Source organism: Streptomyces sp. NPDC048600 (genome assembly GCF_055587025.1).
Genome location: NZ_JBVJGZ010000008.1, coordinates 3,949 through 28,879, shown reverse-complemented (window position 1 = coordinate 28,879; position 24,931 = coordinate 3,949). Strand labels below are relative to the sequence as shown.

18 protein-coding genes are annotated in these 24,931 nt (G+C 69.8%); 16 read left to right on the top strand and 2 right to left on the bottom strand.

What is annotated here, in order from left to right; all coding sequences use genetic code 11:
- Positions 1 to 269 precede the first annotated feature (269 nt).
- The 7 genes from ACZ6SQ_RS13150 to ACZ6SQ_RS13120 all read left to right on the top strand — a co-directional run bounded on the left by ACZ6SQ_RS13150 (position 270) and on the right by ACZ6SQ_RS13120 (position 11,316).
- A complete protein-coding gene (locus ACZ6SQ_RS13150; RefSeq protein ID WP_469560331.1) occupies positions 270 to 2,564 on the top strand; it encodes an ABC transporter family substrate-binding protein in 2,295 nt (764 codons plus the stop codon).
- A 141-nt stretch (positions 2,565 to 2,705) separates the two neighbouring features.
- Complete coding sequence (gene typA, locus ACZ6SQ_RS13145) at positions 2,706 to 4,613, top strand: translational GTPase TypA (protein ID WP_469560328.1); 1,908 nt, start codon at positions 2,706 to 2,708, stop codon at positions 4,611 to 4,613.
- A gap of 468 nt (positions 4,614 to 5,081) precedes the next feature.
- Entirely contained in the window at positions 5,082 to 6,128 is a 1,047-nt protein-coding gene (locus ACZ6SQ_RS13140) for an ABC transporter permease (protein WP_469560325.1), read from the top strand.
- Between the two features lie 102 nt (positions 6,129 to 6,230).
- The gene (locus tag ACZ6SQ_RS13135) at positions 6,231 to 8,021 is read left to right on the top strand and encodes an ABC transporter substrate-binding protein (protein WP_469560322.1); all 1,791 of its coding nucleotides are present in this window, start codon (positions 6,231 to 6,233) and stop codon (positions 8,019 to 8,021) included.
- A gap of 99 nt (positions 8,022 to 8,120) precedes the next feature.
- Positions 8,121 to 9,098 carry an ABC transporter permease gene (locus ACZ6SQ_RS13130; protein WP_469560320.1) on the top strand — a complete coding sequence of 326 codons (978 nt, stop codon included), beginning with the start codon at positions 8,121 to 8,123 and terminating at the stop codon, positions 9,096 to 9,098.
- Positions 9,099 to 9,113: 15 nt separating this feature from the next.
- Positions 9,114 to 10,175 carry an ABC transporter ATP-binding protein gene (locus ACZ6SQ_RS13125; protein WP_469560318.1) on the top strand — a complete coding sequence of 354 codons (1,062 nt, stop codon included), beginning with the start codon at positions 9,114 to 9,116 and terminating at the stop codon, positions 10,173 to 10,175.
- 13 nt (positions 10,176 to 10,188) lie between these two features.
- A complete protein-coding gene (locus ACZ6SQ_RS13120) occupies positions 10,189 to 11,316 on the top strand; it encodes an ABC transporter ATP-binding protein (protein WP_469560317.1) in 1,128 nt (375 codons plus the stop codon).
- Between the two features lie 391 nt (positions 11,317 to 11,707).
- Here the strand turns inward: ACZ6SQ_RS13120 and ACZ6SQ_RS13115 are convergent, their stop codons facing one another.
- Positions 11,708 to 12,448: a class I SAM-dependent methyltransferase gene (locus ACZ6SQ_RS13115; protein ID WP_469560314.1), complete on the bottom strand. Its 741-nt coding sequence runs from the start codon at positions 12,446 to 12,448 to the stop codon at positions 11,708 to 11,710.
- A 215-nt stretch (positions 12,449 to 12,663) separates the two neighbouring features.
- Between ACZ6SQ_RS13115 and ACZ6SQ_RS13110 the strand changes: the two genes are divergently transcribed.
- The 5 genes from ACZ6SQ_RS13110 to ACZ6SQ_RS13090 are packed head-to-tail and all read left to right on the top strand — an operon-like array spanning position 12,664 to position 18,330.
- Complete coding sequence (locus ACZ6SQ_RS13110; protein WP_469560312.1) at positions 12,664 to 14,301, top strand: peptide ABC transporter substrate-binding protein; 1,638 nt, start codon at positions 12,664 to 12,666, stop codon at positions 14,299 to 14,301.
- 6 nt (positions 14,302 to 14,307) lie between these two features.
- Positions 14,308 to 15,231 (top strand): ABC transporter permease, encoded by a 924-nt coding sequence (locus ACZ6SQ_RS13105; RefSeq protein ID WP_469560309.1) that lies wholly within the window; start codon positions 14,308 to 14,310, stop codon positions 15,229 to 15,231.
- The gene (locus ACZ6SQ_RS13100; protein WP_469560306.1) at positions 15,224 to 16,201 is read left to right on the top strand and encodes an ABC transporter permease; all 978 of its coding nucleotides are present in this window, start codon (positions 15,224 to 15,226) and stop codon (positions 16,199 to 16,201) included. Before ACZ6SQ_RS13105 ends, ACZ6SQ_RS13100 begins: the two co-directional genes overlap by 8 nt.
- Positions 16,202 to 16,208: 7 nt before the next feature.
- Positions 16,209 to 17,183, top strand: a complete 975-nt coding sequence (locus ACZ6SQ_RS13095) for an ABC transporter ATP-binding protein (RefSeq protein WP_469560303.1) — start codon at positions 16,209 to 16,211, stop codon at positions 17,181 to 17,183.
- Complete coding sequence (locus ACZ6SQ_RS13090) at positions 17,176 to 18,330, top strand: ABC transporter ATP-binding protein (protein WP_469560301.1); 1,155 nt, start codon at positions 17,176 to 17,178, stop codon at positions 18,328 to 18,330. The genes ACZ6SQ_RS13095 and ACZ6SQ_RS13090 overlap by 8 nt, the downstream gene beginning before the upstream one ends.
- Positions 18,331 to 18,452: 122 nt before the next feature.
- Here the strand turns inward: ACZ6SQ_RS13090 and ACZ6SQ_RS13085 are convergent, their stop codons facing one another.
- The gene (locus ACZ6SQ_RS13085) at positions 18,453 to 20,573 is read right to left on the bottom strand and encodes a prolyl oligopeptidase family serine peptidase (protein ID WP_469560298.1); all 2,121 of its coding nucleotides are present in this window, start codon (positions 20,571 to 20,573) and stop codon (positions 18,453 to 18,455) included.
- Positions 20,574 to 20,752: 179 nt separating this feature from the next.
- Here ACZ6SQ_RS13085 and ACZ6SQ_RS13080 point away from each other — a divergent pair, with 179 nt between their 5' ends.
- The 4 genes from ACZ6SQ_RS13080 (at position 20,753) to ACZ6SQ_RS13065 (ending at position 24,652) form a co-directional block, all read left to right on the top strand.
- Complete coding sequence (locus ACZ6SQ_RS13080) at positions 20,753 to 20,947, top strand: hypothetical protein (protein ID WP_386378940.1); 195 nt, start codon at positions 20,753 to 20,755, stop codon at positions 20,945 to 20,947.
- Between the two features lie 31 nt (positions 20,948 to 20,978).
- Positions 20,979 to 21,836, top strand: a complete 858-nt coding sequence (mshB, locus tag ACZ6SQ_RS13075; protein WP_469560295.1) for an N-acetyl-1-D-myo-inositol-2-amino-2-deoxy-alpha-D-glucopyranoside deacetylase — start codon at positions 20,979 to 20,981, stop codon at positions 21,834 to 21,836.
- Positions 21,833 to 22,243, top strand: a complete 411-nt coding sequence (locus tag ACZ6SQ_RS13070; protein ID WP_469560292.1) for a DUF6113 family protein — start codon at positions 21,833 to 21,835, stop codon at positions 22,241 to 22,243. The genes mshB and ACZ6SQ_RS13070 overlap by 4 nt, the downstream gene beginning before the upstream one ends.
- A gap of 198 nt (positions 22,244 to 22,441) precedes the next feature.
- Positions 22,442 to 24,652: a hypothetical protein gene (locus ACZ6SQ_RS13065; RefSeq protein WP_469560290.1), complete on the top strand. Its 2,211-nt coding sequence runs from the start codon at positions 22,442 to 22,444 to the stop codon at positions 24,650 to 24,652.
- The last annotated feature ends 279 nt before the right edge of the window (positions 24,653 to 24,931 follow it).

Sequence of the window (24,931 nt, the reverse complement as noted above, 5' to 3'; positions counted from 1 at the left end):
GGCCCTCGATGGCGACGTGCGTGCGCCTGCGAGTGTTGCGCGTCACACCGCCCGTGGGAAGGGATGTGCACCGATTGGCCGAGGCGCGTGGGTGCGCTTCCGGGAGTGATTGCGCCGCACGGGTGGGCTTCCCACGCGTTGCCGCCGTGTCGCCCGCGGTCCACCAGAGCTTTCCTCTTCAGTGGCTGCGGAAATTCCCATACATCTGATCAGCTCCAAATACCGCCAAAAGTGATCATAACTCCCGCGGCTTCCGGAGGTAACACGAGATGTCCCACGACGGCGTCGGCCCACGCGCAGTCATGCGCTCGGTCGCCTTCCTCTCCGCGGGCGCGCTCGCGGTGACCCTGCTGGCCGGGTGCGGTTCGTCCGACAAGGCCGGCAAGCCGCTGGCAGGAGCCGACATCGGCCTGGCCGCGCGGGCGCAGCTCGCCGACGGCGGCACCCTGCGCTGGGCGGTGGACGCCGTCCCGGAGACCCTCAACACCTTCCAGTCGGACGCCGACGCCGCCACCACCCGCATCGCGCAGGCCGTCCTGCCGTCGATGTACCGGATCGACGCCAGTGGCCGGCCACGGCGCAACGCCGACTTCCTGGAGTCCGCCAAGGTCGTCGACACCGAGCCCCGCCAGGTCGTGCTGTACAAGCTCAACCAGCAGGCGGTCTGGAGCGACGGCCGTGAGATCGGCGCCGCCGACTTCGCCGCCCAGTGGCGCGCCCTGTCCGGCAAGGACAGCGCCTACTGGACGGCCCGCAACGCCGGCTACGACCGCATCGAGCGCATCGAGCGCGGCGCCAACGACCTCGAGGTCAAGGTCACCTTCGCCCGGCCCTACACCGACTGGCGGTCGCTGTTCTCGCCGCTGTACCCGAAGGAGGTCATGGGCACCCCCGACTCCTTCAACGACGGCGCCCGGCGCAAGCTGAAGGTCAGCGCCGGACCGTTCGTCGTGAAGAAGGTCGACCGCAAGGACGACGAGGTCACCCTGACCCGCAATCCGCGCTGGTGGGGCTCGCCCGCCAAGCTCGACAAGCTGGTCCTGACGGCGGTGCCGCGCGCCGACCGCGCCACCGCGCTGGCCGCCGGGACGGTCGACGTCGCCGAGATCGACGCGGAGGCCGCCGCCCGTGTCGACGGCGCCGCCAAGGGGGCCGCGGGCCCGCTCGCCGGACCCGGTGGCGGCCGTACCGCCGCCAAGGCGCTGCGCTCCTGGGCCGTCGCCAACGGCTCCGACGAGGAGGCCGCCGAGGACGGGGTGTACGCCCGCGACAGGCTGCGCAAGGCCGTCGCCCGGCTGGAGCAGCAGCAGAAGGCGCTGCGCGGCTTCGAGGTCCGCAAGTCCCTGGAGCCCGCCTTCACCCAGCTCGCCCTCAACGGCTCCGACGGTCCGCTCGCCGACGAGCGTGTGCGCCGCGCGGTGGCCCGGGCCCTGGACCGCGAGGAGCTGGCCAGGGTCGTGCTCAAGCCGCTCGGGCTGCCCGCCGTGCCGGTCGGCAGCCATCTGGCCCTGTCCGGCCAGGCCGCCTACGCCGACAGCAGCGGGGCCATCGGCGGCCAGGACACCGAGGAGGCCCGGGCCCTGCTCGCGGACGCGGGCTGGGAGCGCGGCGGGCCGGTCGAGAAGGCCGGTGAGGGCGAGAAGGCCGCGGGCGCCAAGGGCGAGAAGGCCGAGGACGAGGAGCCGGGCAAGCAGAAGGCCGAGGCCGAGGACACCGGCGAGAAGAAGTCCGACGACACGGACACCGGGAAGAAGAAGGCCGCCGGCACGGAGTCCGCGGACGACAAGTCCGAGGCCGGCGACGACGGCACGTACATCGTCGGCGGCGAGGACAACAAGGCCTACCGCGACGCAGAGCGCGAGGACGACGAGCGTCACTACGCCGACGGCCGGCTCAAGGACAAGCAGTTCGACGGCGTTCGGCTGAAGCAGGGCGGGGCGCCGGGAGCGTACGCGCCCATGGGCACGGCCGCGCCCGCCGGGGCGAAGAACGGCCCCCTGGCCAAGGACGGCAAGGCGCTCACCCTGAAGTTCGTGGTGCCCTCGGGACCGGGCTCCCAGTCGCTACGGACGGTGGCCGAGCGCATCCGGCGGATGCTGGACCGGGTGGGCATCCGCACGGAAGTGACGAAGGTCTCCGACGAGAGCTATTTCAAGGACCACGTGGCCTCCGGGGAGTACGACCTCGCCCTGTACTCGTGGCCCGCCTCCGCCTTCCCGGCCACCGACGCGCGGCCCATCTACGCCAAGCCCGTGCCCGCGGCGGACGGCTCCCTGAACGTGGAGCAGAACTACACGCGGGTCGGCACGGACCAGGTGGACCAGCTGTTCGACCAGGCCATGACCACGCTGGACGAGCGCGAGATGCGGGGCCTGATCCGCAAGGCGGACTCCAGGATCTGGGCGGCCGCCGGATCGATCCCGCTGTACCAGCGGCCCCAGCTGGTGGCCGTCCGCAAGAGCGTGGCCAACGCGGGCGCCTTCGGGTTCCAGACGCCCGTCTACGAGGACATGGGCTATCTGAAGAAGGGGCTCGCGCCCTCCGCGAGCCCGTCCGGGGACTGAGGCCGTCCGGCCCTGCGGAGGCCGCCTCCCGCAGGGCCACGTAACATGGGGTGAGGCCGTGGCATGTCAAGCCCGGCAGGGTCCGCGTAACTCAGACGTACGCGCAGGGGCCTTCCTCACACTCCGGGAGTACGCCACACCATGGCCACGCGCCACGACATCCGCAACGTCGCCATCGTCGCCCACGTCGACCACGGCAAGACGACCATCGTCGACGGCATGCTGAAGCAGGCCGGTGCCTTCGCCGCCCACCAGCTCGACTCGGTCGACGACCGCATGATGGACTCGAACGACCTGGAGCGTGAGAAGGGCATCACGATCCTCGCCAAGAACACGGCGGTCAAGTACCACCCGAAGGACGGCGGGGACCCGATCACGATCAACATCATCGACACCCCCGGCCACGCCGACTTCGGCGGCGAGGTCGAGCGCGGTCTGTCGATGGTCGACGGTGTCGTGCTGCTCGTCGACGCCTCCGAGGGCCCGCTGCCGCAGACCCGCTTCGTGCTGCGTAAGGCGCTCCAGCAGCGTCTGCCCGTCATCCTGTGCATCAACAAGACGGACCGCCCGGACTCCCGGATCGACGAGGTCGTCAACGAGACCTACGACCTGTTCCTGGACCTGGACGCGGACGAGGAGCAGATCGAGTTCCCGATCGTCTACGCCTGCGGCCGTGACGGCATCGCCTCGCTGACCAAGCCGGAGAACGGCACGGTCCCCGCGGACTCCGACAGCCTGGAGCCGTTCTTCTCCACGATCCTGGAGCACATCCCGGCCCCGGCCTACGACGAGGCCGGCCCGCTCCAGGCGCACGTGACCAACCTGGACGCCGACAACTTCCTCGGCCGTATCGCGCTGCTCCGCGTCGAGCAGGGCGAGCTGCGCAAGGGGCAGACCGTCGCGTGGATCAAGCGTGACGGTTCGATCAGCAACGTCCGGATCACCGAGCTGATGATGACCGAGGCGCTCACCCGCAAGCCGGCCGAGATGGCCGGCCCCGGTGACATCTGCGCCGTCGCCGGTATCCCGGACATCATGATCGGTGAGACCCTCGCCGACACCGAGAACCCGGTCCCGCTGCCGCTGATCACGGTCGACGAGCCGGCCATCTCCATGGTCATCGGCACCAACACCTCCCCGCTGGTCGGCCGCGGCGGCACCGGCAAGGGCGCCGACGCCAAGTCGGCCGTCAAGGACCGCAAGGTCACCGCCCGCCAGGTCAAGGACCGCCTGGACCGCGAGCTGATCGGTAACGTCAGCCTCCGCGTCCTGGACACCGAGCGCCCGGACGCCTGGGAGGTGCAGGGCCGCGGTGAGCTGGCGCTCGCCATCCTGGTCGAGCAGATGCGCCGTGAGGGCTTCGAGCTGACCATCGGCAAGCCCCAGGTCGTCACCAAGGACGTCGACGGCAAGACGTACGAGCCCGTCGAGCGCATGACCATCGACGTGCCCGAGGAGCACATGGGCGCCGTCACGCAGCTCATGGGCGTCCGCAAGGGCCGGATGGACAACATGTCCAACCACGGCTCCGGCTGGGTCCGTATGGAGTTCGTGGTGCCCTCCCGCGGTCTGATCGGATTCCGGACGGAGTTCCTGACGCAGACCCGCGGCACGGGCATCGGCCACTCCATCCACGAGGGCTTCGAGCCCTGGTTCGGCACCCTCCAGACCCGTAACAACGGCTCCCTGGTCGCCGACCGCGCCGGTGCCGTCACCGCGTTCGCGATGACGAACCTCCAGGAGCGCGGCGTGCTGTTCACGGACCCCGGCACCGAGGTGTACGAGGGCATGATCGTCGGCGAGAACTCTCGCTCCGACGACATGGACGTGAACATCACCAAGGAGAAGAAGCTCACGAACATGCGGTCTTCCTCGGCCGACTCGTTCGAGGCGATCGTCCCGCCGCGCAAGCTCTCCCTGGAGCAGTCCCTGGAGTTCTGCCGCGACGACGAGTGCGTCGAGGTGACCCCGGAGGCCGTTCGCATCCGCAAGGTCAACCTGGACCAGCGCGAGCGCGCCCGCGCCGCGAGCCGCGCCAAGCACGGCTGAGTCGCCCCCGGCTGACGCCCCCTCAGGGGCGTTGGCCCCGGACCCGGTTCCCCGTCGAGGGAGAGCCGGGTCCTCGGCATGCCCGCGGGCGGATCGGGGAAGTGAGGGGGGAGATGCCGGCGGGGCGTCCGGGGCGCGACCCACGGGATGTTCAAGGGGGGTGTTCAGGCCACCGTCGGAGCCTCGTCGGGGCCTGTTCGGATATCGGAGACCCGGCGATCAAGTTTCGGACATGTAAACAAAAATCCCTGCCTGTATGTCCGAAATGCCTGAATGCCATCTCACCTGTCAAGCGCGACCAGGTGTCAATCTTCGCAATTTTTGCTCAAAAATTTGCGCTTAGGGAGATCCCTATGTCTTCCGCCCTTGACGCGCGTTGATGCACTTGGCGAAAGTTCCCCCAAACCACAGAACCTGCCGGTATCTGTGCTGCGCTCGACTCTCCAACCCCCCGGGGGAAGAACACACATGACCAGTCCGACGAAGGCCGAGGGCTCCGGGTCCGCGGTCGCCTTGGACCCTGAGCTCGAGGCGACCTCCGAAGTCGCCAAGGGTGAGCAGAAGCTTGAGGGTCGTTCCCCCGGCCAGTTGATGTGGCAGCGCTTCAAGCGTGACCGTACAGGTATGGTCTGCGCGGCCATAGTGATTTTCTTCTTTGTCGCCGCGCTCGCCGCGCCGCTGCTGGTCAAGCTCAGCGGCACCGACCCGTACACGCTGTACGGCCAGGACCCGACGTACGCGGACAAGCCGATCCTCGACGAGTTCGGTCTGCCGCTCGGCTACTTCGGCGGCGTCTCCGGCTCCCACTGGTTCGGCGTCGAGCCGCAGTACGGCCGGGACCTGTTCGCGATGCTCATGTACGGCATGCGCACCTCGCTCTTCATGGCCCTCGGTGTGACCGTGCTCCTCATGGTCACCGGTATCTTCATCGGCCTCGTCGGCGGCTACTTCGGCGGCAAGGTCGACTACTGGCTCGGCCGGGCCACGGACTTCTTCCTGTCCTTCCCCTCGCAGCTGTTCTTCATCGCCTTCATGCCCGTGGTGACCGCGTTCTTCGTGGACCCGCGGGAGGAGACGCCCACATACTTCCGGGCGCTGGCGATCCTGATCGTGCTGTGGGTGCTGGGCTGGATGGGCATGTCCCGCCTCGTCCGGTCGACCGTGCTGTCTCTGCGTGAACGTGAGTTCGTGGAGGCGGCCAAGGTCGCGGGAGCCTCGCCCTGGCGGATCGTCCGCAAGGAGATCCTGCCGAACATCGTCTCCCCGATCCTGGTGCAGTTCACGTACCAGCTGCCCAGCACGATCCTCACCATCGCGTTCCTGTCCTTCGCGGGCGTCGGCTTCGTCGAGCCGACCCCGGACTGGGGACGGCTGTTCGCCGCCGGCGCCCGCTACACGGAACAGGACCCCGCGTTCATGTTCTTCCCGGGTGTGGCGCTGGTGATCTTCATCCTGGCCTTCAATCTCCTCGGAGACTCGGTCCGGGATGCCTTCGACCCCAAGTCCGGGCGGTAAAGCGTCCTTTGGTGGGGGGTGGCTGCCGCCCCCGCGTCGGCCTACCAGCCGCGTCAGGCAGTACTCATGGAATACAACCGACAGGTAGGTGCATTCACCGCTATGAAGCTCACCTCGCGCAGAGCGCGTGCCATAGTCGTCGCCATCGCGGCCGGCTCCCTCGCGCTCACCGGCTGCTCGGAGAACAAGGGCTCGAGCTCCAACAAGGACTCCAAGAAGGACCAGAAGGAGGCGGCCAGCCAGTCCAACGCGGTCGTCTACGCGGACGCCGCGGCCTCCACCGGTCCGGCCGCGGAGGTCCCGGGTGCCAAGCCCGGCGGCACGATCATCGCCTACCAGGAGGCGGGCCTGTCCCACCTCGACCCGGGCCAGATCTACGTCTCCGACGCCGGCCAGGTCGCCAACCTGCTCTTCCGCGGGCTGACGAACTTCAAGGAGGACGGCAAGGGCAACGTCTCGGTCGTCGGTGACCTCGCCACCGACGCCGGCAAGTCCTCCGACGGCGGCAAGACCTGGACCTACACGCTGAAGGACGGCGTCAAGGACCAGAACGGCAACGAGATCACCTCGGCCGACATCCGTCACACCGTCGAGCGCACCTACGCGAAGTTCATCTTCGACGGCCCGACGTACCTGCAGAACTGGCTGAGCGGCGCCGACTACCGTGCCGCGCTGCCCGACGGCGGCTTCGGCAAGAAGCACCTGCCGGACACCGTCCTGGAGACCCCGGACGAGAAGACGGTCGTCTTCCACTTCGACAAGGCGCGCCCCGACCTGCCGCAGACGCTGGCGATGCCGGGCTACTCCATCGTCCCGGAGAAGACCGACACCAAGGAGCGGTACGACAAGGCCCCGGTCGCGACCGGCCCGTACAAGATCTCCGAGTACAAGATCGGCAAGGCCCTCAAGCTCGTCAAGAACGAGAACTGGGACGCCAAGACCGACGCCGTGCGTCACCAGTACGTGGACGGCTGGGACTTCCAGTTCGGTGTCACCGAGTCGACCCAGACCAAGCGTCTGATCTCCGACCAGGGCGAGGCCAAGAGCTCGATCCAGTTCACCGGCTCGGTCGACTCCACCCAGATCCAGGACGTCATCTCCAACCCGGCGGTCAACAAGCGCACGATCAAGGGCTACCAGCCCTACGTCATGCAGCTGACCTTCAACCTGGACCGGGTCAAGAACAAGACCGTCCGTGACGCCGTCGCCTACGCGATGAACTCCAAGTCCCTCATCGCCGGTGAGGGTGGCGCCTACGGTGGCGACGTGGCCCCGAACCTGTTCGCCCCGACGCTGCCGGGCTACGAGGCCACGTACGACCCCTTCGGCCGTCTGAAGGCGCCGCAGGGCAACATCGCCAAGGCCCAGGAGCTCCTGAAGGGCGTTCCGGCCGCCGAGAAGAAGCTCGTCTTCGCCTACTCGAACTCCGAGGCCGGCCAGAAGCGCAAGGTCGCCGTCGAGGACGCCCTGAAGAAGGTCGGCATCGACGTCGTCGCCAAGGAGATCGACGCGGCGAGCTACTACGAGCAGATCGGCAAGCTCGCCAACCCGTACGACGTCTACATCACGGGCTGGGGCCAGGACTGGCCGTCCGCCGGTACGGTCGTCACCCCGATCTACGACGGTGACCAGGTCGCCGACGGCGGCTCGAACTACTCGCACATCAAGGACCCGAAGGTCCAGGAGCTGATCAACAAGGCCCTGACCCAGGAGCCGACCGAGGCCGCCAAGACCTGGGAAGAGGCGCACCACTACATCATGGAGAAGGTCAACCCGGCCGCTCCGCTGTGGTACACCAAGCAGTTCCAGCTGTTCGGTTCGAACGTCGGCGGTGCCCGCTACAGCACCGAGTCGAGCTACATCGACGTGACCCAGCTGTTCCTGAAGTCGTAACTCTCTACGGCTGATCGCGGGAGTGCGCACCAGGCGGAGCGCACTCCCGCGGATCCGTGAACCCGTCCACCGTCTGTCGCAGAGAGCAGCCACCCCGCCATGCTTCAGTTCATTCTCCGGCGCTTCGTCGGTGCCGTCGTCACCTTGTTCCTCATCGGTGCCGCCACCTTCTTCCTCTTCGTCGCCGCGCCATCCGACTACGCCTCCCTGGCCTGTGGCAAGGACTGCTCCCCGGCAAGACTCGAGGACATCCGCGAGGCCCTCGGCCTCAATCTGCCGATCGCGCAGCAGTTCTGGGACTTCATGTCCGGCATCGTGACGGGCCGCGACTTCCCCACCGGCCACTGTGAGGCGCCCTGCCTCGGCCAGTCGTTCTACTCCGGCGACATGGTCTGGGACACCATCAAGGACCGCTTCCCGCTGACCCTGTCGCTGACCGTCGGCGCGATCCTGGTCTTCCTGACCATCGGTATCGGCGCGGGCATGATCTCCGCGTACAAGCGCGGATCGGCGCTCGACAAGATCGCCACCGGCACCTCCATGGTGCTCAGCTCGTTCCAGATCTACTTCCTCGGCCCGATCGTGATGCTGATCTTCGTGTACAGCACCGGCTGGGCGGAGTTCCCCAAGTACGTCCCCTTCACGGAGGACCCGTTCGGCTGGCTGGCCGGCCTGTGGATCCCGATGCTCGTGATGGCGACCATCTTCACCGCGCAGTACACGCGTATGGCGCGCGCCTCGCTCATCGAGCAGCTCGCCGAGGAGCACGTGCGCACCGCCCGCGCGAAGGGCATGTCGAGCAAGTACGTATTCTTCCGTTACGCCTGGCGCGGCTCGCTCATCCCGATCGTCACCGTGCTCGGCATCGACATCAGCGCCCTGCTCGGCGGTGGCGTGGTCACCGAGCTGACCTTCTCGCTCCAGGGAATCGGCCAGCTCGCCGTACAGGGTGCCGTCACCAAGGACCTCCCGCTCACCATGGGCGTGATGCTCGTCGGAGCCTTCTTCATCCTGCTCCTGAACATCCTCACCGACATCGCGTACGCCTGGATCGACCCGCGCGTCCGGCTCTCCTAGGAAGAACCAACCACCGTGACCACACTGACCAAGACCGAGGACGCCCCGGCCCCGACCGGGCCCGAGAGCTTCCTCTCGGTCCGTGACCTGCGGGTGCAGTTCTCCACCGAGGACGGCATCGTCAAGGCGGTCGACGGCCTGTCCTTCGATATCGAGCGCGGCAAGACCCTGGGTATCGTCGGCGAGTCCGGCTCCGGAAAGTCCGTCACCAACCTGACGGTCCTCGGCCTGCACAACCCCCGCTCCACCACCGTCGACGGTGAGATCATCCTCGACGGCCAGGAACTCGTCACCGCCACCGACCGCGAGCTGGAGAAGCTCCGCGGCAACAAGATGGCGATGATCTTCCAGGACCCGCTGACCGCGATGTCCCCGTACTACACGGTGGGCCGGCAGCTGTCCGAGCCGTACATGAAGCACATGGGCGCCTCCAAGAAGGAGGCCAAGGACCGCGCCATCCAGATGCTGGAGAAGGTCGGTATCCCGCAGCCCAAGGTGCGCTTCGACGACTACCCGCACCAGTTCTCCGGCGGTATGCGCCAGCGCGCCATGATCGCCATGGCCCTGATGTGCGACCCCGAGCTGCTGATCGCCGACGAGCCGACCACCGCGCTCGACGTGACCGTGCAGGCCCAGATCCTGGACCTGCTCAAGGACCTCCAGCAGGAGTTCGGCTCCGCGATCATCTTCATCACCCACGACCTGGGCGTCATCGCCAACATGGCCGACGACCTGCTCGTGATGTACGCCGGCCGCGCGGTGGAGCGCGGCAGCGTCAAGGAGGTGCTCGGCACGCCGCAGCACCCCTACACCTGGGGCCTGCTCAGCTCGATGCCGCGTCTCGACGGCGACATCAACACCGAGCTGACGCCGATCCCGGGCACCCCGCCGTCCCTGCTCAACCCGCCGTCCGGCTGCCGCTTCAACCCCCGCTGCGGCTTCACGGACAAGGTCGCGGGCGGTCTGTGCACCACGACCCGGCCCGCGCTGGCCGACGGCCGTGCCGCCGCGTGTCACCTGACGGCCGAGCAGAAGCAGGCCATCTTCATCGACGAGATCCAGCCCCGGCTGCGCTAGGGAGAGACGAATCATGAGCGAGAACCTCACCCTCCCCGCACAGCAGGGCCGCAAGGAGACCACCGCCCCGGAGACGCTTCTCGAGGTCAAGGGCCTCACGAAGCACTTCCCGATCTACGGTGGCTTCCCGATCAAGCGCAAGGTCGGCGCGGTGCAGGCCGTCGACGGTGTCGACCTCAGCGTCGGCGTCGGCGAGAGCCTGGGCCTGGTCGGCGAGTCCGGCTGCGGCAAGTCGACCACGGGCCGGCTGATCACCCGTCTGCTGGAGCCGACGGCCGGCCAGATCACCTACGCCGGGCGGGACATCACCCACGCCTCGCGTCGGCAGATCGCCCCGGTGCGGTCCGAGATCCAGATGATCTTCCAGGACCCGTACTCCTCGCTGAACCCGCGGCAAACCGTCGGCACGATCATCAAGTCGCCGATGGAGGTCAACGGGATCAACCCCGCGGGCGGCCGTGAGAACAAGGTCCGTGAGCTGCTGGAGCTGGTCGGTCTCAACCCCGAGCACTACAACCGCTTCCCGCACGAGTTCTCCGGCGGTCAGCGCCAGCGCATCGGCGTCGCCCGCGCGCTCGCCCTGAACCCGAAGCTGATCGTCGCCGACGAGCCGGTCTCCGCGCTCGACGTGTCGATCCAGGCGCAGGTCGTCAACCTGCTGAAGAAGGTGCAGGACGAGCTCGGCATCGCGTTCGTCTTCATCGCGCACGACCTGGCGATCGTGCGGCACTTCTCGCACCGCGTCGCGGTGATGTACCTCGGCAAGGTCGTCGAGGTCGGCGACCGGGACTCGATCTACAACCAGCCGCGTCACCCGTACACCCACGCGCTGCTCTCGGCGGTGCCCGAGGTGAACGTGTCGGACGACGCGGAGCAGCGCGAGCGCATCCGTCTCTCCGGTGACGTGCCCTCGCCGATCCACCCGCCGTCCGGCTGCCGCTTCCGCACCCGCTGCTGGAAGGCGCAGGACAAGTGCGCCACGGAGGAGCCCCCGCTGGTCCAGCTCTCCGGCAACCGCGCCGGCCACCTCACGGCCTGCCACTTCCCGGAGGACCCGACCACGGCCTCCCAGGGCGAGGACATCGTCCTCGACCCGGCCCTCAAGGCCCTCGAGTCGGACCCCGACACCGACTCCAAGTAACACCCCCGCCGCCGCGCCACCATCCCCTTGGTGGCGCGGCGCCGTGCTTTCCGCCGCCCTGCTTCTCAGAGGCGCGGGAAACGGCGCGATCAGCCACGACGCCGCCGCACGGCTCAGAGCCGCGGGGAACGCCGCCCTGCTTCTAGGGGCGCGGGGAACTGCGCGATCAGCCACGACGGCGCCGCACATCCCAGGGGCACGCGGGGAACACCGCCCTGCTTCTCAGGGGCGCGGGGAACTGCGCAAACACCCACCACGGCGTCGAGCCGGCACACTCAGGGCCGCAGGGATCTTCAGGGGCGCGGGGAACTGCGCGAAAACCACCACGACGCCGCGCCAAGGCACTCAGGGCCACCGGCCCTCCCCCCCCAGCCCTCGGCAAGAGCTGCCCTCACACCACTTCCGCCACCGTCACGATCTCCCGGCTGGAGCCAGGGACAAACACCCCCCGCCCCCAGTCCCCGTAGCGCGCCACAACCCGAAACCCCGCCGCCCCCAACAACGCGTCCACCGCCTCCGCGGCAAGAAACCGCAACGTGCTCCGGCTGACACGGGCCCGCTCCCACCGAGCCCCCACGAACGTCTCCGTGAACGTCACCCGGTCCCCGCGCACCGGCCCCACGACCTCGTGCCGCACCTCGACCGCCGACCCGTCCGGCCCGGCGACCCCGTGCACCCGCTCCGGCGTCCACTCCTCCCACGCCCGCGCCGCCGGATTACGCGTCTCGAAGACGAACCGCCCCCGAGGCGCCAGAGCCTGCCGCACCCCCGCGAGGACCCGCCGCACGTCCTCGTCCCCGAGCAGTTCCTGAAAGGCGTGCCCGGTCATCACGGCCAGTTCGAACTCCGCACGCCACCGGCTCGACTCGAAGTCGCCCAGCACCCACTCCACGTCCGGCGCGGCGCCACGCGCCTGCACCAGCATCGCCGCCGCCGGGTCGAGCCCGGTCAGCCGGCCCGTGTGCCCCGCCGCGCGGGCCCCGCGCAGCAGCCTCCCGGTCCCGCAGCCGACGTCCAGCACGGCCGGCGCGGTCATCACCAGGTCCAGATAGAAGTCGTCGCAGGGCCCCCACGGATTCAGGGCGTCGTACAGCCGTGCGAGCTCCAGATCGGCGAAGGAACGATCAACCATCCGGGCAGTCTGCCTGCTGTCCCGTCAGTCAGTACAGAAATCCCGGGTTATTGCCCGGTGAACGACACGTGTATGGCATCAGGGGGAGCCGCGTCGCCCAAAGAGCCCCTTGCGTGTGCGCTTTGTATAATTTCGTCCGATATTGGCCGATGACGGGTCAGTGCTTCGGTGCTGGCGGCACAGCGCACAACAGCGCATTCACGAGGAGGCACTCCATGCGCGGAGCCACGCACGTCAAGTGGACAGCATGCGCCGCGGCGGTAGTCCTCGCGGCGACGGCCTGCGGAGGAGACGGGGACGACGGCGGCGGCAGCGCCGACTCCGGCGCGGTGCTCAGCGCGTCCTGGGGCGACCCGCAGAACCCGCTGGAGCCGGCCAACACCAACGAGGTGCAGGGCGGCAAGGTGCTCGACATGATCTTCCGCAGCCTGAAGCGGTACAACCCCGAGACGGGCGCGGCCGAGGACATGCTCGCCGAGAAGATCGACACCACCGATTCGCAGACCTTCACCATCACCGTCAAGAGCGGCTGGACCTTCTCCAACGGCGAGAAGGTCACCGCCGAGTCCTTCGTCGACGCCTGGAACTACGGCGCCAGCCTGAAGAACAACCAGAAGAACGCCTACTTCTTCGGCTACATCGAGGGCTACGACAAGGTCCACCCCGAGGACGGCAGCGCGCAGAGCGCCGACACCCTGTCCGGCCTGAAGGTGGTCAACCCGCAGACCTTCACGGTCAAACTGACCCAGAAGTTCTCCACCTTCCCCGACACCCTCGGCTACCCCGCCTTCGCCCCCCTGCCGCAGTCGTTCTTCGACGACCACGACGCCTGGCTGAGCAAGCCCGTCGGGAACGGGCCCTACACGATCGACTCGTACCAGAAGGGCTCGCAGATGTCCCTTCGTAAGTGGGACGACTACCCGGGCGACGACAAGGCGCAGAACGGCGGCGTGGACCTGAAGGTCTACACGGACAACAACACCGCCTACACCGATCTGCTCGCGGGCAACCTGGACCTGGTCGACGACGTGCCGGCCGCCCAGCTCGCCAACGTCCAGAACGACCTGGGCGACCGTTATCTCAACACCCCGGCCGGCATCATCCAGACCCTCGCCTTCCCGTTCTACGACCCGGAGTGGAACACCTCGGGCTCGCAGAAGGTCCGCACCGGACTGTCCATGGCGATCAACCGGGACCAGATCACCAAGACGATCTTCCAGAACACCCGCACCCCCGCCACCGACTGGACCTCGCCCGTCCTCGGCAAGGACGGCGGCTTCCAGGACGGCCTGTGCGGGGACGCCTGCAAGTACAACCCGACGGAGGCGAAGAAGCTCATCGAGGAGGGCGGCGGACTGCCCGGCGGCCAGGTGAAGATCACCTACAACGCCGACACCGGCTCCCACAAGCAGTGGGTGGACGCGGTCTGCAACTCCATCAACAACGCCCTCGGCAACACCAAGGCGTGTGTGGGCAACCCGGTCGGCACCTTCGCCGACTTCCGCAGCCAGATCACCGACCAGAAGATGAGCGGACCGTTCCGGGCCGGCTGGCAGATGGACTACCCGCTGATCCAGAACTTCCTCCAGCCGCTCTACTACACCAACGCCTCGTCCAACGACGGCAAGTGGAGCAACAAGGAGTTCGACAGCCTCGTCGACCAGGCCAACGCCGAGACCGACCAGGGCAAGGCCATCCAGACCTTCCAGCAGGCGGAGGCCGTCGTCCGCGACAACATGGCCGCGATCCCGCTCTGGTACCAGAACGGCTCGGCCGGCTACTCGGAGCGGCTCTCGAACGTCAAACTCAACCCGTTCTCCGTGCCGGTCTACGACGAGATCAAGGTGAGCTGACCCGTCATGGGGCGCTACGTCCTGAGGCGGCTGCTCCAGATGATCCCGGTGTTCATCGGGGCCACGCTGCTGATCTTCGTGATGGTGAACGTGATGGGCGACCCCATCGCGGGCCTGTGCGGTGAGCGGCAGTGCGACCCCGCCACCGCGGCACAGCTGGAGAAGGAGTTCGGTCTCGACAAGCCCCTGTGGCAGCAATACCTGACCTACATGGGCAACATCTTCACCGGCGACTTCGGCACCGCGTTCAACGGCCAGGAAGTCACCGAGCTGATGGCGTCGGCGTTCCCCGTCACCATCCGGCTCACGATCGTCGCGATCCTCTTCGAGATCGTCATCGGCATCTCCCTCGGCGTGATCACCGGTCTGCGCCGGGGGCGGCCCGTCGACACCGCGGTCCTGGTCGGCACGCTCGTCGTCATCTCCGTCCCCACCTTCGTCACCGGTCTGCTGCTCCAGCTGCTGCTCGGCGTCGAGTGGGGCTGGATCAGCCCGTCGGTCTCCTCCGAGGCCCCCTTCGACGAGCTGATCGTGCCCGGCCTCGTCCTGGCGTCCGTCTCGCTGGCGTACGTCACCCGGCTCACCCGCACCTCGATCGCGGAGAACCGGCGCTCCGACTACGTCCGCACCGCCGTCGCCAAGGGCCTGCCCCGGCGCCGGGTCACGGTCCGGCACCTGCTGCGCAACTCCCTGATCCCGGTGATCACCTTCATCGGCGCCGACATCGGCGCCCTGATGGGCGGCGCGATCGTCACCGAGCGCATCTTCAACATCCACGGCGTCGGCTACCAGCTCTACCAGGGCATCGTCCGGCAGAACACCCAGACCGTCGTCGGCTTCGTGACGATCCTCGTGCTGGTCTTCCTGATCGCCAATCTGCTCGTCGACCTCCTGTACGCCGTACTCGACCCGAGGATCCGCTATGCCTGAGCAGTACGACGGCGGCCGGGCCATCTCCGGCGCGGGGGCGGGAGGTGGCATGGACCTCGCCGCGGAAGAGGCCGAGACCTTGGAGAAGACACCTGGCGGCCCGCTGGGCACCGGCCCCGCCGGAAAACCGCGCAGCCTGTGGTCCGACGCCTGGCACGACCTGCGCCGCAACCCGGTCTTCATCATCGCCGGCCTGGTCATCCTCTTCCTGGTCTTCATCTCGCTGTGGCCGGGCGCCATCACCTGGATGAGCCCGCTCCAGTGCGACCTCGCCAAGGCGCAGCAGGGCTCCCAGCCCGGCCATCCCTTCGGCTTCGACGGCCAGGGCTGCGACGTCTACACCCGTACCGTCTACGGCGCCCGTACGTCCGTCTCGGTCGGCGTCCTCGCCACGCTCGGCGTCGCGATCCTCGGCTCGGTGCTCGGCGGCCTCGCGGGCTTCTTCGGCGGCGGCTGGGACTCGGTCCTGTCCCGTGTCACCGACATCTTCTTCGCCATCCCGGTCGTCCTCGGCGGTCTGGTGCTGCTGTCGGTGGTCACCAGCAACACCATCTGGCCGGTCATCGGCTTCATGGTGCTGCTGGGCTGGCCGCAGATCTCCCGTATCGCCCGCGGCTCGGTGATCACCGCCAAGCAGAACGACTACGTCCAGGCCGCCCGCGCCCTCGGCGCCTCCAGCTCCCGGATGCTGCTGCGGCACATCACACCCAACGCGGTGGCGCCGGTCATCGTCGTGGCGACCATCGCGCTGGGCACCTACATCTCGCTGGAGGCGACGCTGTCCTACCTCGGCGTCGGTCTGAAGCCGCCGAGCGTGTCCTGGGGCATCGACATCTCCGCCGCCTCGCCCTACGTCCGCAACGCCCCGCACGCGCTGCTGTGGCCCTCCGGCGCGCTGGCCGTCACCGTCCTGGCCTTCATCATGCTCGGCGACGCGGTGCGCGACGCCCTCGACCCGAAGCTGAGGTGACGGCGGCATGCTGCTGGAACTGCGCGACCTGCACGTGGAGTTCAAGACCCGGGACGGCATCGCCAAGGCCGTCAACGGCGTCACCTACTCCGTCGACGCCGGTGAGACCCTCGCCGTGCTCGGCGAGTCCGGCTCCGGCAAGTCCGTCACCGCCCAGGCCGTCATGGGCATCCTCGACATTCCGCCGGGCAGGATCGCCGGCGGCGAGATCCTCTTCCAGGGCAGGGACCTGCTCAAGCTGAAGGAGGAGGAACGGCGGAAGATCCGCGGCGCGGAGATGGCGATGATCTTCCAGGACGCGCTGTCCTCGCTGAACCCCGTGCTCTCCGTGGGCGACCAGCTCGGCGAGATGTTCGTGGTGCACCGGGGCATGTCGCGCAAGGACGCGCGGGCCAAGGCCGTGGAGCTGATGGACCGGGTGCGCATCCCGGCCGCCAAGGAGCGGGTCCGCCAGTACCCCCACCAGTTCTCCGGCGGTATGCGCCAGCGCATCATGATCGCCATGGCGCTGGCCCTGGAGCCCGCCCTGATCATCGCCGACGAGCCGACCACCGCCCTCGACGTCACCGTGCAGGCCCAGGTGATGGACCTGCTCGCCGAGCTCCAGCGCGAGCTCAACATGGGGCTCATCCTGATCACCCACGACCTCGGAGTCGTCGCCGACGTGGCCGACCGCATCGCGGTGATGTACGCGGGCCGGATCGTCGAGCAGGCGCCCGTCCACGACATCTACAAGGCCCCCGCCCACCCCTACACCAGGGGTCTGCTCGACTCCATCCCGCGCCTGGACCAGAAGGGCCAGGAGCTGTACGCGATCAAGGGCCTGCCGCCCAACCTGCTGAGCATCCCGCCCGGCTGCGCCTTCAACCCGCGCTGCCCGATGGCCCAGGACGTGTGCCGCACCGACGTACCGCCGCTGTACGAGGTGAACGAGGAACGGGAGAGCGCGTGCCACTTCTGGAGGGAGTGCATCGATGGCTGAGCCGATCATCGAGGTGAGCGGGCTCGTCAAGCACTACCCGCTCACCCAGGGCATCCTCTTCAAGAAGCAGATCGGCGCGGTCAAGGCCGTCGACGGGGTGGACTTCACCCTGCACAAGGGCGAGACCCTGGGCATCGTGGGGGAGTCGGGCTGCGGCAAGTCCACGGTCGCCAAGATGCTGGTCCACCTGGAGAAGCCGACCGCGGGCGAGATCCGCTACAAGGGCGAGGACATCTCCAGACTGTCCGGCAAGGCCCTCAAGGCGGTCCGCCGCAACATCCAGATGGTCTTCCAGGACCCGTACACCTCCCTCAACCCCCGTATGACGGTGGGCGACATCATCGGGGAGCCGTACGAGATCCACCCCGAGGTGGCGCCGAAGGGCGACCGGCGCAAGCGGGTGCAGGACCTGCTGGACGTGGTCGGCCTGAACCCCGAGTACATCAACCGCTATCCGCACCAGTTCTCCGGAGGTCAGCGCCAGCGCATCGGCATCGCGCGCGGCCTGGCGCTGCGCCCCGAGGTGATCGTCGCCGACGAGCCGGTCTCCGCGCTGGACGTCTCCGTCCAGGCCCAGGTCATCAACCTGCTGGACCGGCTCCAGGCGGAGTTCGAGCTCAGTTACGTCTTCATCGCGCACGACCTGTCGATCGTCCGGCACATCTCCGACCGGGTCGGGGTGATGTACCTGGGCCGCATCGTCGAGATCGGCCGGGACGCCGAGATCTACGACCACCCCACCCACCCCTACACACAGGCACTGCTCTCCGCGGTCCCGGTCCCCGACCCGGAGGCGCGCGAGCACCGGGAGCGGATCATCCTCGCGGGAGACGTGCCCTCCCCGACGAACATCCCGTCGGGCTGCCGCTTCCGTACCCGCTGCTTCAAGGCCCAGCCCCGCTGCGCCGAGGAGGTCCCCCTCCTGGCGGTCCCGCCCCACCTGACCGCCCCCGGCGGCCCGGCCGCCCACGACTCGGCCTGCCTGTTCGCGGAGGAGAAACAGGTGGTACCGCCGGAGGAACCGGGAAAGGAACCGCCGCGGCCGGAGAACGGGCAGGTGGGAAAGGGGAATTGGCCGGCCGAGCCGCCCGGCGAGCACGGAGGCGGGCCGGCCGCACCGCCCCGGGAACCGGGGGAGCCGGAGTAACACGCAGGCAACTCGACCGACGCGATTCCGATATACGGACGCGCGAGGCTGAACAGCGTACGGCCGTGCGGGTGCCGTAAAGCGGGCCGGGGTGCACCATGTCACCCCGGCCCGTCGGCGTGTCAGGCCAGGCCGAGGGAGCGCTTGAGGAAGTCGACCTGGAGGAGCAGCAGGTTCTCGGCGACCTGTTCCTGCGGGGTCATATGGGTCACCCCGGACAGCGGCAGTACCTCGTGCGGGCGGCCGGCCGCGAGCAGGGCGGAGGACAGCCGCAGGGCGTGGGCGACGACCACGTTGTCGTCGGCGAGCCCGTGCACGATCATCAGCGGCCGGTGCGGCTCGGCGGGTGCGGACAGGCCCTCGTCGGTGACGAGGGAGTTGGCGGCGTAGACCGCCGGTTCGGCGGCGGGGTCGCCGAGGTAGCGCTCGGTGTAGTGGGTGTCGTACAGCCGCCAGTCGGTCACCGGGGCCCCGGCGATGCCCGCGTGGAAGACGTCGGGGCGGCGAAGCACGGCCAGCGCCGCGAGCCAGCCGCCGTACGACCAGCCGCGGACGGCCACCCGGGACAGGTCCAGCGGATGGGAGCCTGCCAGGGCGTGCAGGGCCTCCACCTGGTCGTCCAGGGAGGCCGTGAAGGCATGGTGGACTCCCTTCTCCCAGGCGGGCGAACGGCCGGGCGTGCCCCGCCCGTCGGCGACGAGCACCGCGAAGCCCTGGTCGGCGAACCACTGCGAGGTCAGATGCGCGTTGTGCGCGGCGACCACCCGGGGTCCGTGCGGACCGCCGTAGGGGTCGAGGAGGACCGGCAGGGGAGTGACCCCGTCGTGGTCCGTGGGCATGAGCAGGGCGCACGGGATGCGCCGTGCGCCCCCCTGAGTGAGGACCATGCGCGGGGACAGACCGGGGTCTTCGGCGTACGAGGTGACGGTCGCGCACTGCTTCCCGTCCCGCAGCACCCGCACCTGGGAGCCCGGCCGGTCCGGCGTCGCCGACACCAGCACGGTCACGCCCCCGGAGCGCACGGCCGAGTGCACGCCGGGTTCCTCGGAGACACGCTCCACGCCGAGCTCGTTGACCCGGTAGACATGGACCTCGCCGATCTCCGGGTTCACCGCGCCCTCCCCGGCCGAGGCCGAGACCAGCACGTCGTCGGCCCCCACGTCGAGGACCGCCCGGACATGCAACTGAGCCCCGGTGAGCGGCCGTTCGCCGACCGCCAGCACCCGCGCGCCCCCCTCGTCGGCGATCCGCACGAGCTGCCCGGAGGGCGACCAGCCGGGCACCCCGGCGAAAAGATCAAGCCAAATCGAGTCCTCGTCGGCGTGCACCATCCGGGTCGCGCCGGTGTCCGGGTCCACGGCCAGATACAGCTGGCTGCGCTGGTCCCTGGCCTGTACCAGGAGCAACGGTGCACCGGCATCTGACCAGTGCACATGCGCGAGATAGGGGTACCGGGCCCGGTCCCAGGCGACCTCGGTGCGGGCCCCGTCGAGGCCGAACACGAACAGCCGGACCTCCGCGTTGGCGGTGCCGGCCGCCGGGTACGGCACGTGTTGTGGGTCACGTTCCGGCTGGGCCGGGTCGGAGATCCACCAGCGCCGCACCGGCGTGTCGTCCACCCGGGCGACCAGCAGCCGGTCCGACTCCGGGGACCACCAGAAACCGCGCGAACGCCCCATTTCCTCCGCCGCGACGAACTCGGCGAGCCCGTACGACACGCCGTCCGCCTCGGCGGCCGCCAGCACCCGGTCGTCCTCGCCCTCCGCGCCCACGACCCGCAGGTCACCGCCCGCGACATAGGCGACCAGACGGCCGTCGGGGGCGGGCCGGGGGTCGATCACCGGCCCGGCGACGGGCAGTTCACGCGTCGTGCCGGCCCGCAGTTCGGCCGCGAACAGCCGGCCCGACAGCGTGAAGGCGGCCAACTCCAGCGTCCTGTCGGTGGCGTAGCCGACGATCCCGGCCCCGCCCTCCCGGCTGCGCTCGCGCCGCGCCCGCTCCTCGGGCGACAGCCGCTCCTCGCCGCCGCCCAGCAGGGCACGGGGGTCGGCGGCGAGATGCTCCCGGCCGTCCGCCAGGTCCAGCACCCAGAGGGAGTTGGCCCGGTCGGTGCCGGAGGCCGACCGCAGGAACGCGACCCGGGAACCGTCGGGCGCCACGGTGAAGGAACGCGGCGCGCCGAGCGTGAACCGCTGGGTGCGGGCGTGCCGTCGGGGGAAGGAGTCAGCAGGCTCGGTCGTCATGACCCGACCCTATTGGCGATGATTGGCCATGCGCTCCCTTGCGCACCTGTGCGCCCAGCGATGCGCACACACTCATAGCTATGATCACTAACGCTGTGTGGGTATGAACCTGCTGGCTCCTGTATGGGTTTACGCGTTGGCCCGCTCTGTCGACTGCTTCTGACTGGAGGTGAACCGCCGTGGCACTCTCGATTTCGGCGGTGGTGCTGCTGGCGATCATCGTCTTCATCCTGATCAAGAAGTCGGGACTGAAGGCCGGGCACGCAGTCATCTGCATGCTCCTGGGCTTCTACCTGGCCTCCTCGACGATCGCCCCCACGATCAGCGAGCTGACGACCAACGTTGCCAGCATGATCGGCAGCATCAAGTTCTGAGCCCCCGCCGCCCGCCTCGTAGGGTGGCCCCATGACGGAACTGCCCGAGCGTCGTCTGCTGCTGGTGCACGCGCACCCGGACGACGAGTCGATCAACAACGGCGCGACCATGGCCGCGTACGCCGCCCGGGGTGTGCGGGTGACCCTGGTGACCTGCACGCTGGGCGAGCTGGGCGAGGTCATTCCGGCTGATCTGCGGCATTTGAGCGGAGACGCCCTCGGGGCGTACCGGCTCCAGGAGCTCCGGGCCGCCATGGCGGCGCTCGGCGTCAGTGACTTCCGCCAGCTCGGCGGGGCCGGGCGGTACCGCGACTCCGGGATGATGGGGCTGCCCGACAACGACCACCCGGCCGCCTTCTGGCGCGCCGACGTGGACGAGGCCGCCGGGCAGCTGCTGGACGTCCTTCGCGAGGTGCGCCCGCAGGTCCTCGTCACCTACGACCCCGACGGCGGCTACGGCCACCCCGACCACATCCAGGCCCACCGCGTCGCCATGCGGGCGGTCGAACTGGCCGCGGCCGAAGGCCTGTCCGTCGAGCGCGTCTACTGGAACCGAGTGCCCCGCGATGTCGCCGACGCGGCTTTCGCCCGACTCCAGGGCGATCTGCCCGAACTGCCCTGGGAGAAGAGCGCCGCCGTCACCGACGTACCGGGCGTGGTCGGCGCGGAGCGGGTGACCGCGCGGGTCGACGGCTCCGGCCATGTCGCCGCCAAGGCCGCCGCCATGCGCGCGCACGCGACCCAGATCGAGGTCGCCGAGCCCTACTTCGCGCTCTCCAACGAGCTCGCCCAGCCGCTGTTCGCCGACGAGTACTACGAGTTGGTGCGCGGCGAGCGGGCCGAGGGGGACGACCAGGACCTGTTCGCCGGGATCGGGGAGACGCCGTGAACGACCGCCACTCCACGCTCGCGCAGCCGCTGCGCATGCCCTCCGCCGCGCGGATCGCCCTCCATGTCCTGCTCTTCGCGCTCGGCGCGGTGGTCGGCGTGGCCGGGGCGCTGGTGCAGGCCGGCTGGTTCCCCGGCGGGCTGCTCCTCGCGCTCGCGGGCTCGGCCGGGCTGTTCCTCGGTGCGTCCCGGGCCACCGGGAGCCGCGGCGCCGCCGTGGCGAGCGGCGCCGGGTGGATGATCGCCGTCGTCCTGCTCACCGCCAGCCGCCCGGAAGGGGACTTCATGTTCGCCGCGGGCGGTGGCTCCTACCTCTTCCTGCTCGGCGGCATGGCCGTGGCTGTGATCTGCGCCACCCTTGTCCAGGGGCGGCAACCGGGCGGCCCCGCCGCCCGACTTGGGAAGTGACGTACCGCTTCGCCGTCGTGCGCGCGTGTCGGTCCCGTGTGGGTTTCCCCTGCGGTCGCGGGATGCGCGTCACAGGCGGCCAGTATGGTGGTGCGCGCCGCCGATCGTCCCCCAGCGCTCGACTTGGCTCGGGCGGGGGGAAGCCCCCAAGCAGAGTGAGGTCGCAACGGGCGGCGGAGCCAACCGGGAGAACCTGCCTTGAGTCGTGAAACTGACAGTCCGTCCTCTGGGTCCAGCGGGCGCGGCGGAGCCGCGTACCCCTCGGGCACGCCGCCGTACGGCACCCCCGTGGTCGCCGACGCAGGCGCGGACGCGGGCCGTTCGCCCGCGCCGGAGGAACGCAAGACCGAGACCACGCTGACCACCCGTATCCGGATCAACATCCCCGGATCCCGGCCCATCCCGCCGGTCGTGGTGCGCAAGCCCGTCGGCGAGACCGGTGGCGCCGCCGCCGCGAAGGAGCCCGAGGCTCCCGCGAAGCCGGCCGCCCGTCCCGCTCCCGCTCCGGCCGCCGAGGCTCCCGCCGAGCCCGCGCCGGGCGCGGAGGAGAAGACGAGCGACTGGTTCGCGCCGCGCAAGTCCGGCGGCGGCAAGCCGGGTCAGGGCGGCACCCCCGCCAACGGCACCCCCACGCCCGCCCCTTCGCCCACGCCTCCCGCGGCCCCGGCCCCGGCCGCCCCCGCGCGTCCCGCCGCGGGCCGCCCCGGCGGTGTCGTCGGCTCGGTGAGCATGCCGACCGGCGCCCGACCCGGCGGCACCAACGGCGCCGGCCTGCCCGGCGCGACCGGCGGCCCGGTGGCCCCCGGGCACGGCGGCGGCACGGGTTCCTTCGACGTCACCGAGGCCCTGGCGGCCGGCGCCGCCCGCCCCGGCGCCGAGGAGCCGCGCCGCGACGACCTGCCGTACTTCTCGGAGAACGCGCAGAACGGCCGCGCCCACGAGCAGGGGAACGCCCCGCGTGGCCCCCAGGGCGCCCGCCCCGGCTACGGCGGCCCCGACGCACCCGGCGGCCCGCAGGGCCCCGGCGGCGCGAGCGGCTTCGACGGCGGCCCTGGCGGTCCCGGAGGACCGGGCGGCCCGCAGGGCCCCGCGGGTCCCACCGGCGGCCCGGTGACCGGCGACGGCCCGGTCGTCCCGCCGGTGCACGGCGCCCCGGGCGCCCCGCGGCCGGGCCGGACGGCCCCGCACGGCACCCCCGGCGCGGCCTACGCCGGCCCCGGCGGCGGCCTCAGCGACGACACCGCGATCCTCACCCCGCAGAAGCCGGCCCCCGAGCCGCCCGGCGGCTTCCCCGGCCCGGCCGACAACGTCTCCGGCCACACCGTCACCAGCGGCATCCCCGTCGTACCCCCGGCCGCGCAGAACTTCGCCGGCCCGGCCACCGACACCCCCCTGGGTCACACCCCGCCGAAGCTGCCCGAGCCGGTGCGCAGCGCGCCCGCCGCGGCGCCCGCCCGCCCGAAGAAGAAGGGCCGCAACAAGCTGGTCCTGCTCGGCGGCGGCGTGATCGCCCTCACCGGCGTCGCCTACGGAGCCGGGCTGCTGATGAACCACTCCGACGTCCCCAAGGGCACCACCGTGCTCGGCGTGGACATCGGCGGCGGCACCCGCGACGACGCCGTCCAGAAGCTCGACGAGGCCTTCGGCGAGTCGGTCGTCCGCCCGCTCAAGCTCTCGGTCGGCGACGGCACGGTCGCGCTGAGGCCGGACCAGGCGGGCCTTCAGTTCGACACCCAGGCCACCGTCCGCGAGGCCGCCACCAGCGACTACAACCCGATCTCGGTGATCGGCTCGCTGTTCGGCAACGAGCGTTCGGTCGAGCCGGTCATGCCGGTCGACGAGGAGAAGCTCCAGTCCGCCCTGGAGGCGGCCGCCGGCGGCTCCGGCTCGGCGACCGAGGGCACGATCAGCTTCGCGTCCGGCAAGGCCGTCGCCGTCTACGGCAAGCCCGGCCAGGGCATCGCCGTCGACCAGGCCGGCCAGGCCGTCGAGGACGCCTTCCGCGCCCAGGTGGAGACCGGGGCGGACACGCCCGTGAAGGTCCCGACGACCACGCGGCAGCCGACCGTCAGCGACGCCGAGGTCGACCGCATGATGAAGGAGTTCGCGGAGCCCGCGCTCTCCGACCTCGTCACCATCAAGGTCGACGACGCGCGCAAGATCGACTTCGGCCCCGTCTCGCTGCCGAAGATCCTCGGCGTGAAGGCAGTCGACGGCAAGCTCGTCGACACCTACGACCTCGACGCCCTGAAGGACGCCTACGGCAGCACCTTCGACGGCGTCCAGATCGAAACGGCCACCGGCAAGCGCGACATCCTCCCCCAGGACGTCGTCAACGCCCTCCGCACGGCCCTACGAGGCAAGACCGAGGCCGAACGCACAGGAATCATCGAAACGAACCCCACCTGAGCCCAAGAAAAAGGGGGACGCCCAAACCAAACCCGGGCGTCCCCCCCAAGGGGCGCGGGGAACTGTGCAACCCACCCACGCCCAGCACGTTCAAAGGTCCGTGGCCTTCACGCCTCAGGGGCGCGGGGAACTGCGCAAACCCCACCACCGCCCGGCACGGATCAACGCACCGCCCCCACCCTTAGGGGCGCGGGGAACTGCGCAAACCCCACCACCGCCCGGCACGGATCAACGCACCGCCCCCACCCTTAGGGGCGCGGGGAACTGCGCAAACCCCAC

Coding starts and splice junctions, on each gene's coding strand:
- ACZ6SQ_RS13085 (WP_469560298.1), bottom strand. CDS start 20,573: ATGACGACCGAGCCTGCTGACTCCTTCCCCCGACGGCACGCCCGCACC.
- ACZ6SQ_RS13115 (WP_469560314.1), bottom strand. CDS start 12,448: ATGGTTGATCGTTCCTTCGCCGATCTGGAGCTCGCACGGCTGTACGAC.
- ACZ6SQ_RS13150 (WP_469560331.1), top strand. CDS start 270: ATGTCCCACGACGGCGTCGGCCCACGCGCAGTCATGCGCTCGGTCGCC.
- typA (WP_469560328.1), top strand. CDS start 2,706: ATGGCCACGCGCCACGACATCCGCAACGTCGCCATCGTCGCCCACGTC.
- ACZ6SQ_RS13130 (WP_469560320.1), top strand. CDS start 8,121: ATGCTTCAGTTCATTCTCCGGCGCTTCGTCGGTGCCGTCGTCACCTTG.
- ACZ6SQ_RS13090 (WP_469560301.1), top strand. CDS start 17,176: ATGGCTGAGCCGATCATCGAGGTGAGCGGGCTCGTCAAGCACTACCCG.
- mshB (WP_469560295.1), top strand. CDS start 20,979: ATGACGGAACTGCCCGAGCGTCGTCTGCTGCTGGTGCACGCGCACCCG.
- ACZ6SQ_RS13120 (WP_469560317.1), top strand. CDS start 10,189: ATGAGCGAGAACCTCACCCTCCCCGCACAGCAGGGCCGCAAGGAGACC.
- ACZ6SQ_RS13100 (WP_469560306.1), top strand. CDS start 15,224: ATGCCTGAGCAGTACGACGGCGGCCGGGCCATCTCCGGCGCGGGGGCG.
- ACZ6SQ_RS13095 (WP_469560303.1), top strand. CDS start 16,209: ATGCTGCTGGAACTGCGCGACCTGCACGTGGAGTTCAAGACCCGGGAC.
- ACZ6SQ_RS13105 (WP_469560309.1), top strand. CDS start 14,308: ATGGGGCGCTACGTCCTGAGGCGGCTGCTCCAGATGATCCCGGTGTTC.
- ACZ6SQ_RS13140 (WP_469560325.1), top strand. CDS start 5,082: ATGACCAGTCCGACGAAGGCCGAGGGCTCCGGGTCCGCGGTCGCCTTG.
- ACZ6SQ_RS13135 (WP_469560322.1), top strand. CDS start 6,231: ATGAAGCTCACCTCGCGCAGAGCGCGTGCCATAGTCGTCGCCATCGCG.
- ACZ6SQ_RS13110 (WP_469560312.1), top strand. CDS start 12,664: ATGCGCGGAGCCACGCACGTCAAGTGGACAGCATGCGCCGCGGCGGTA.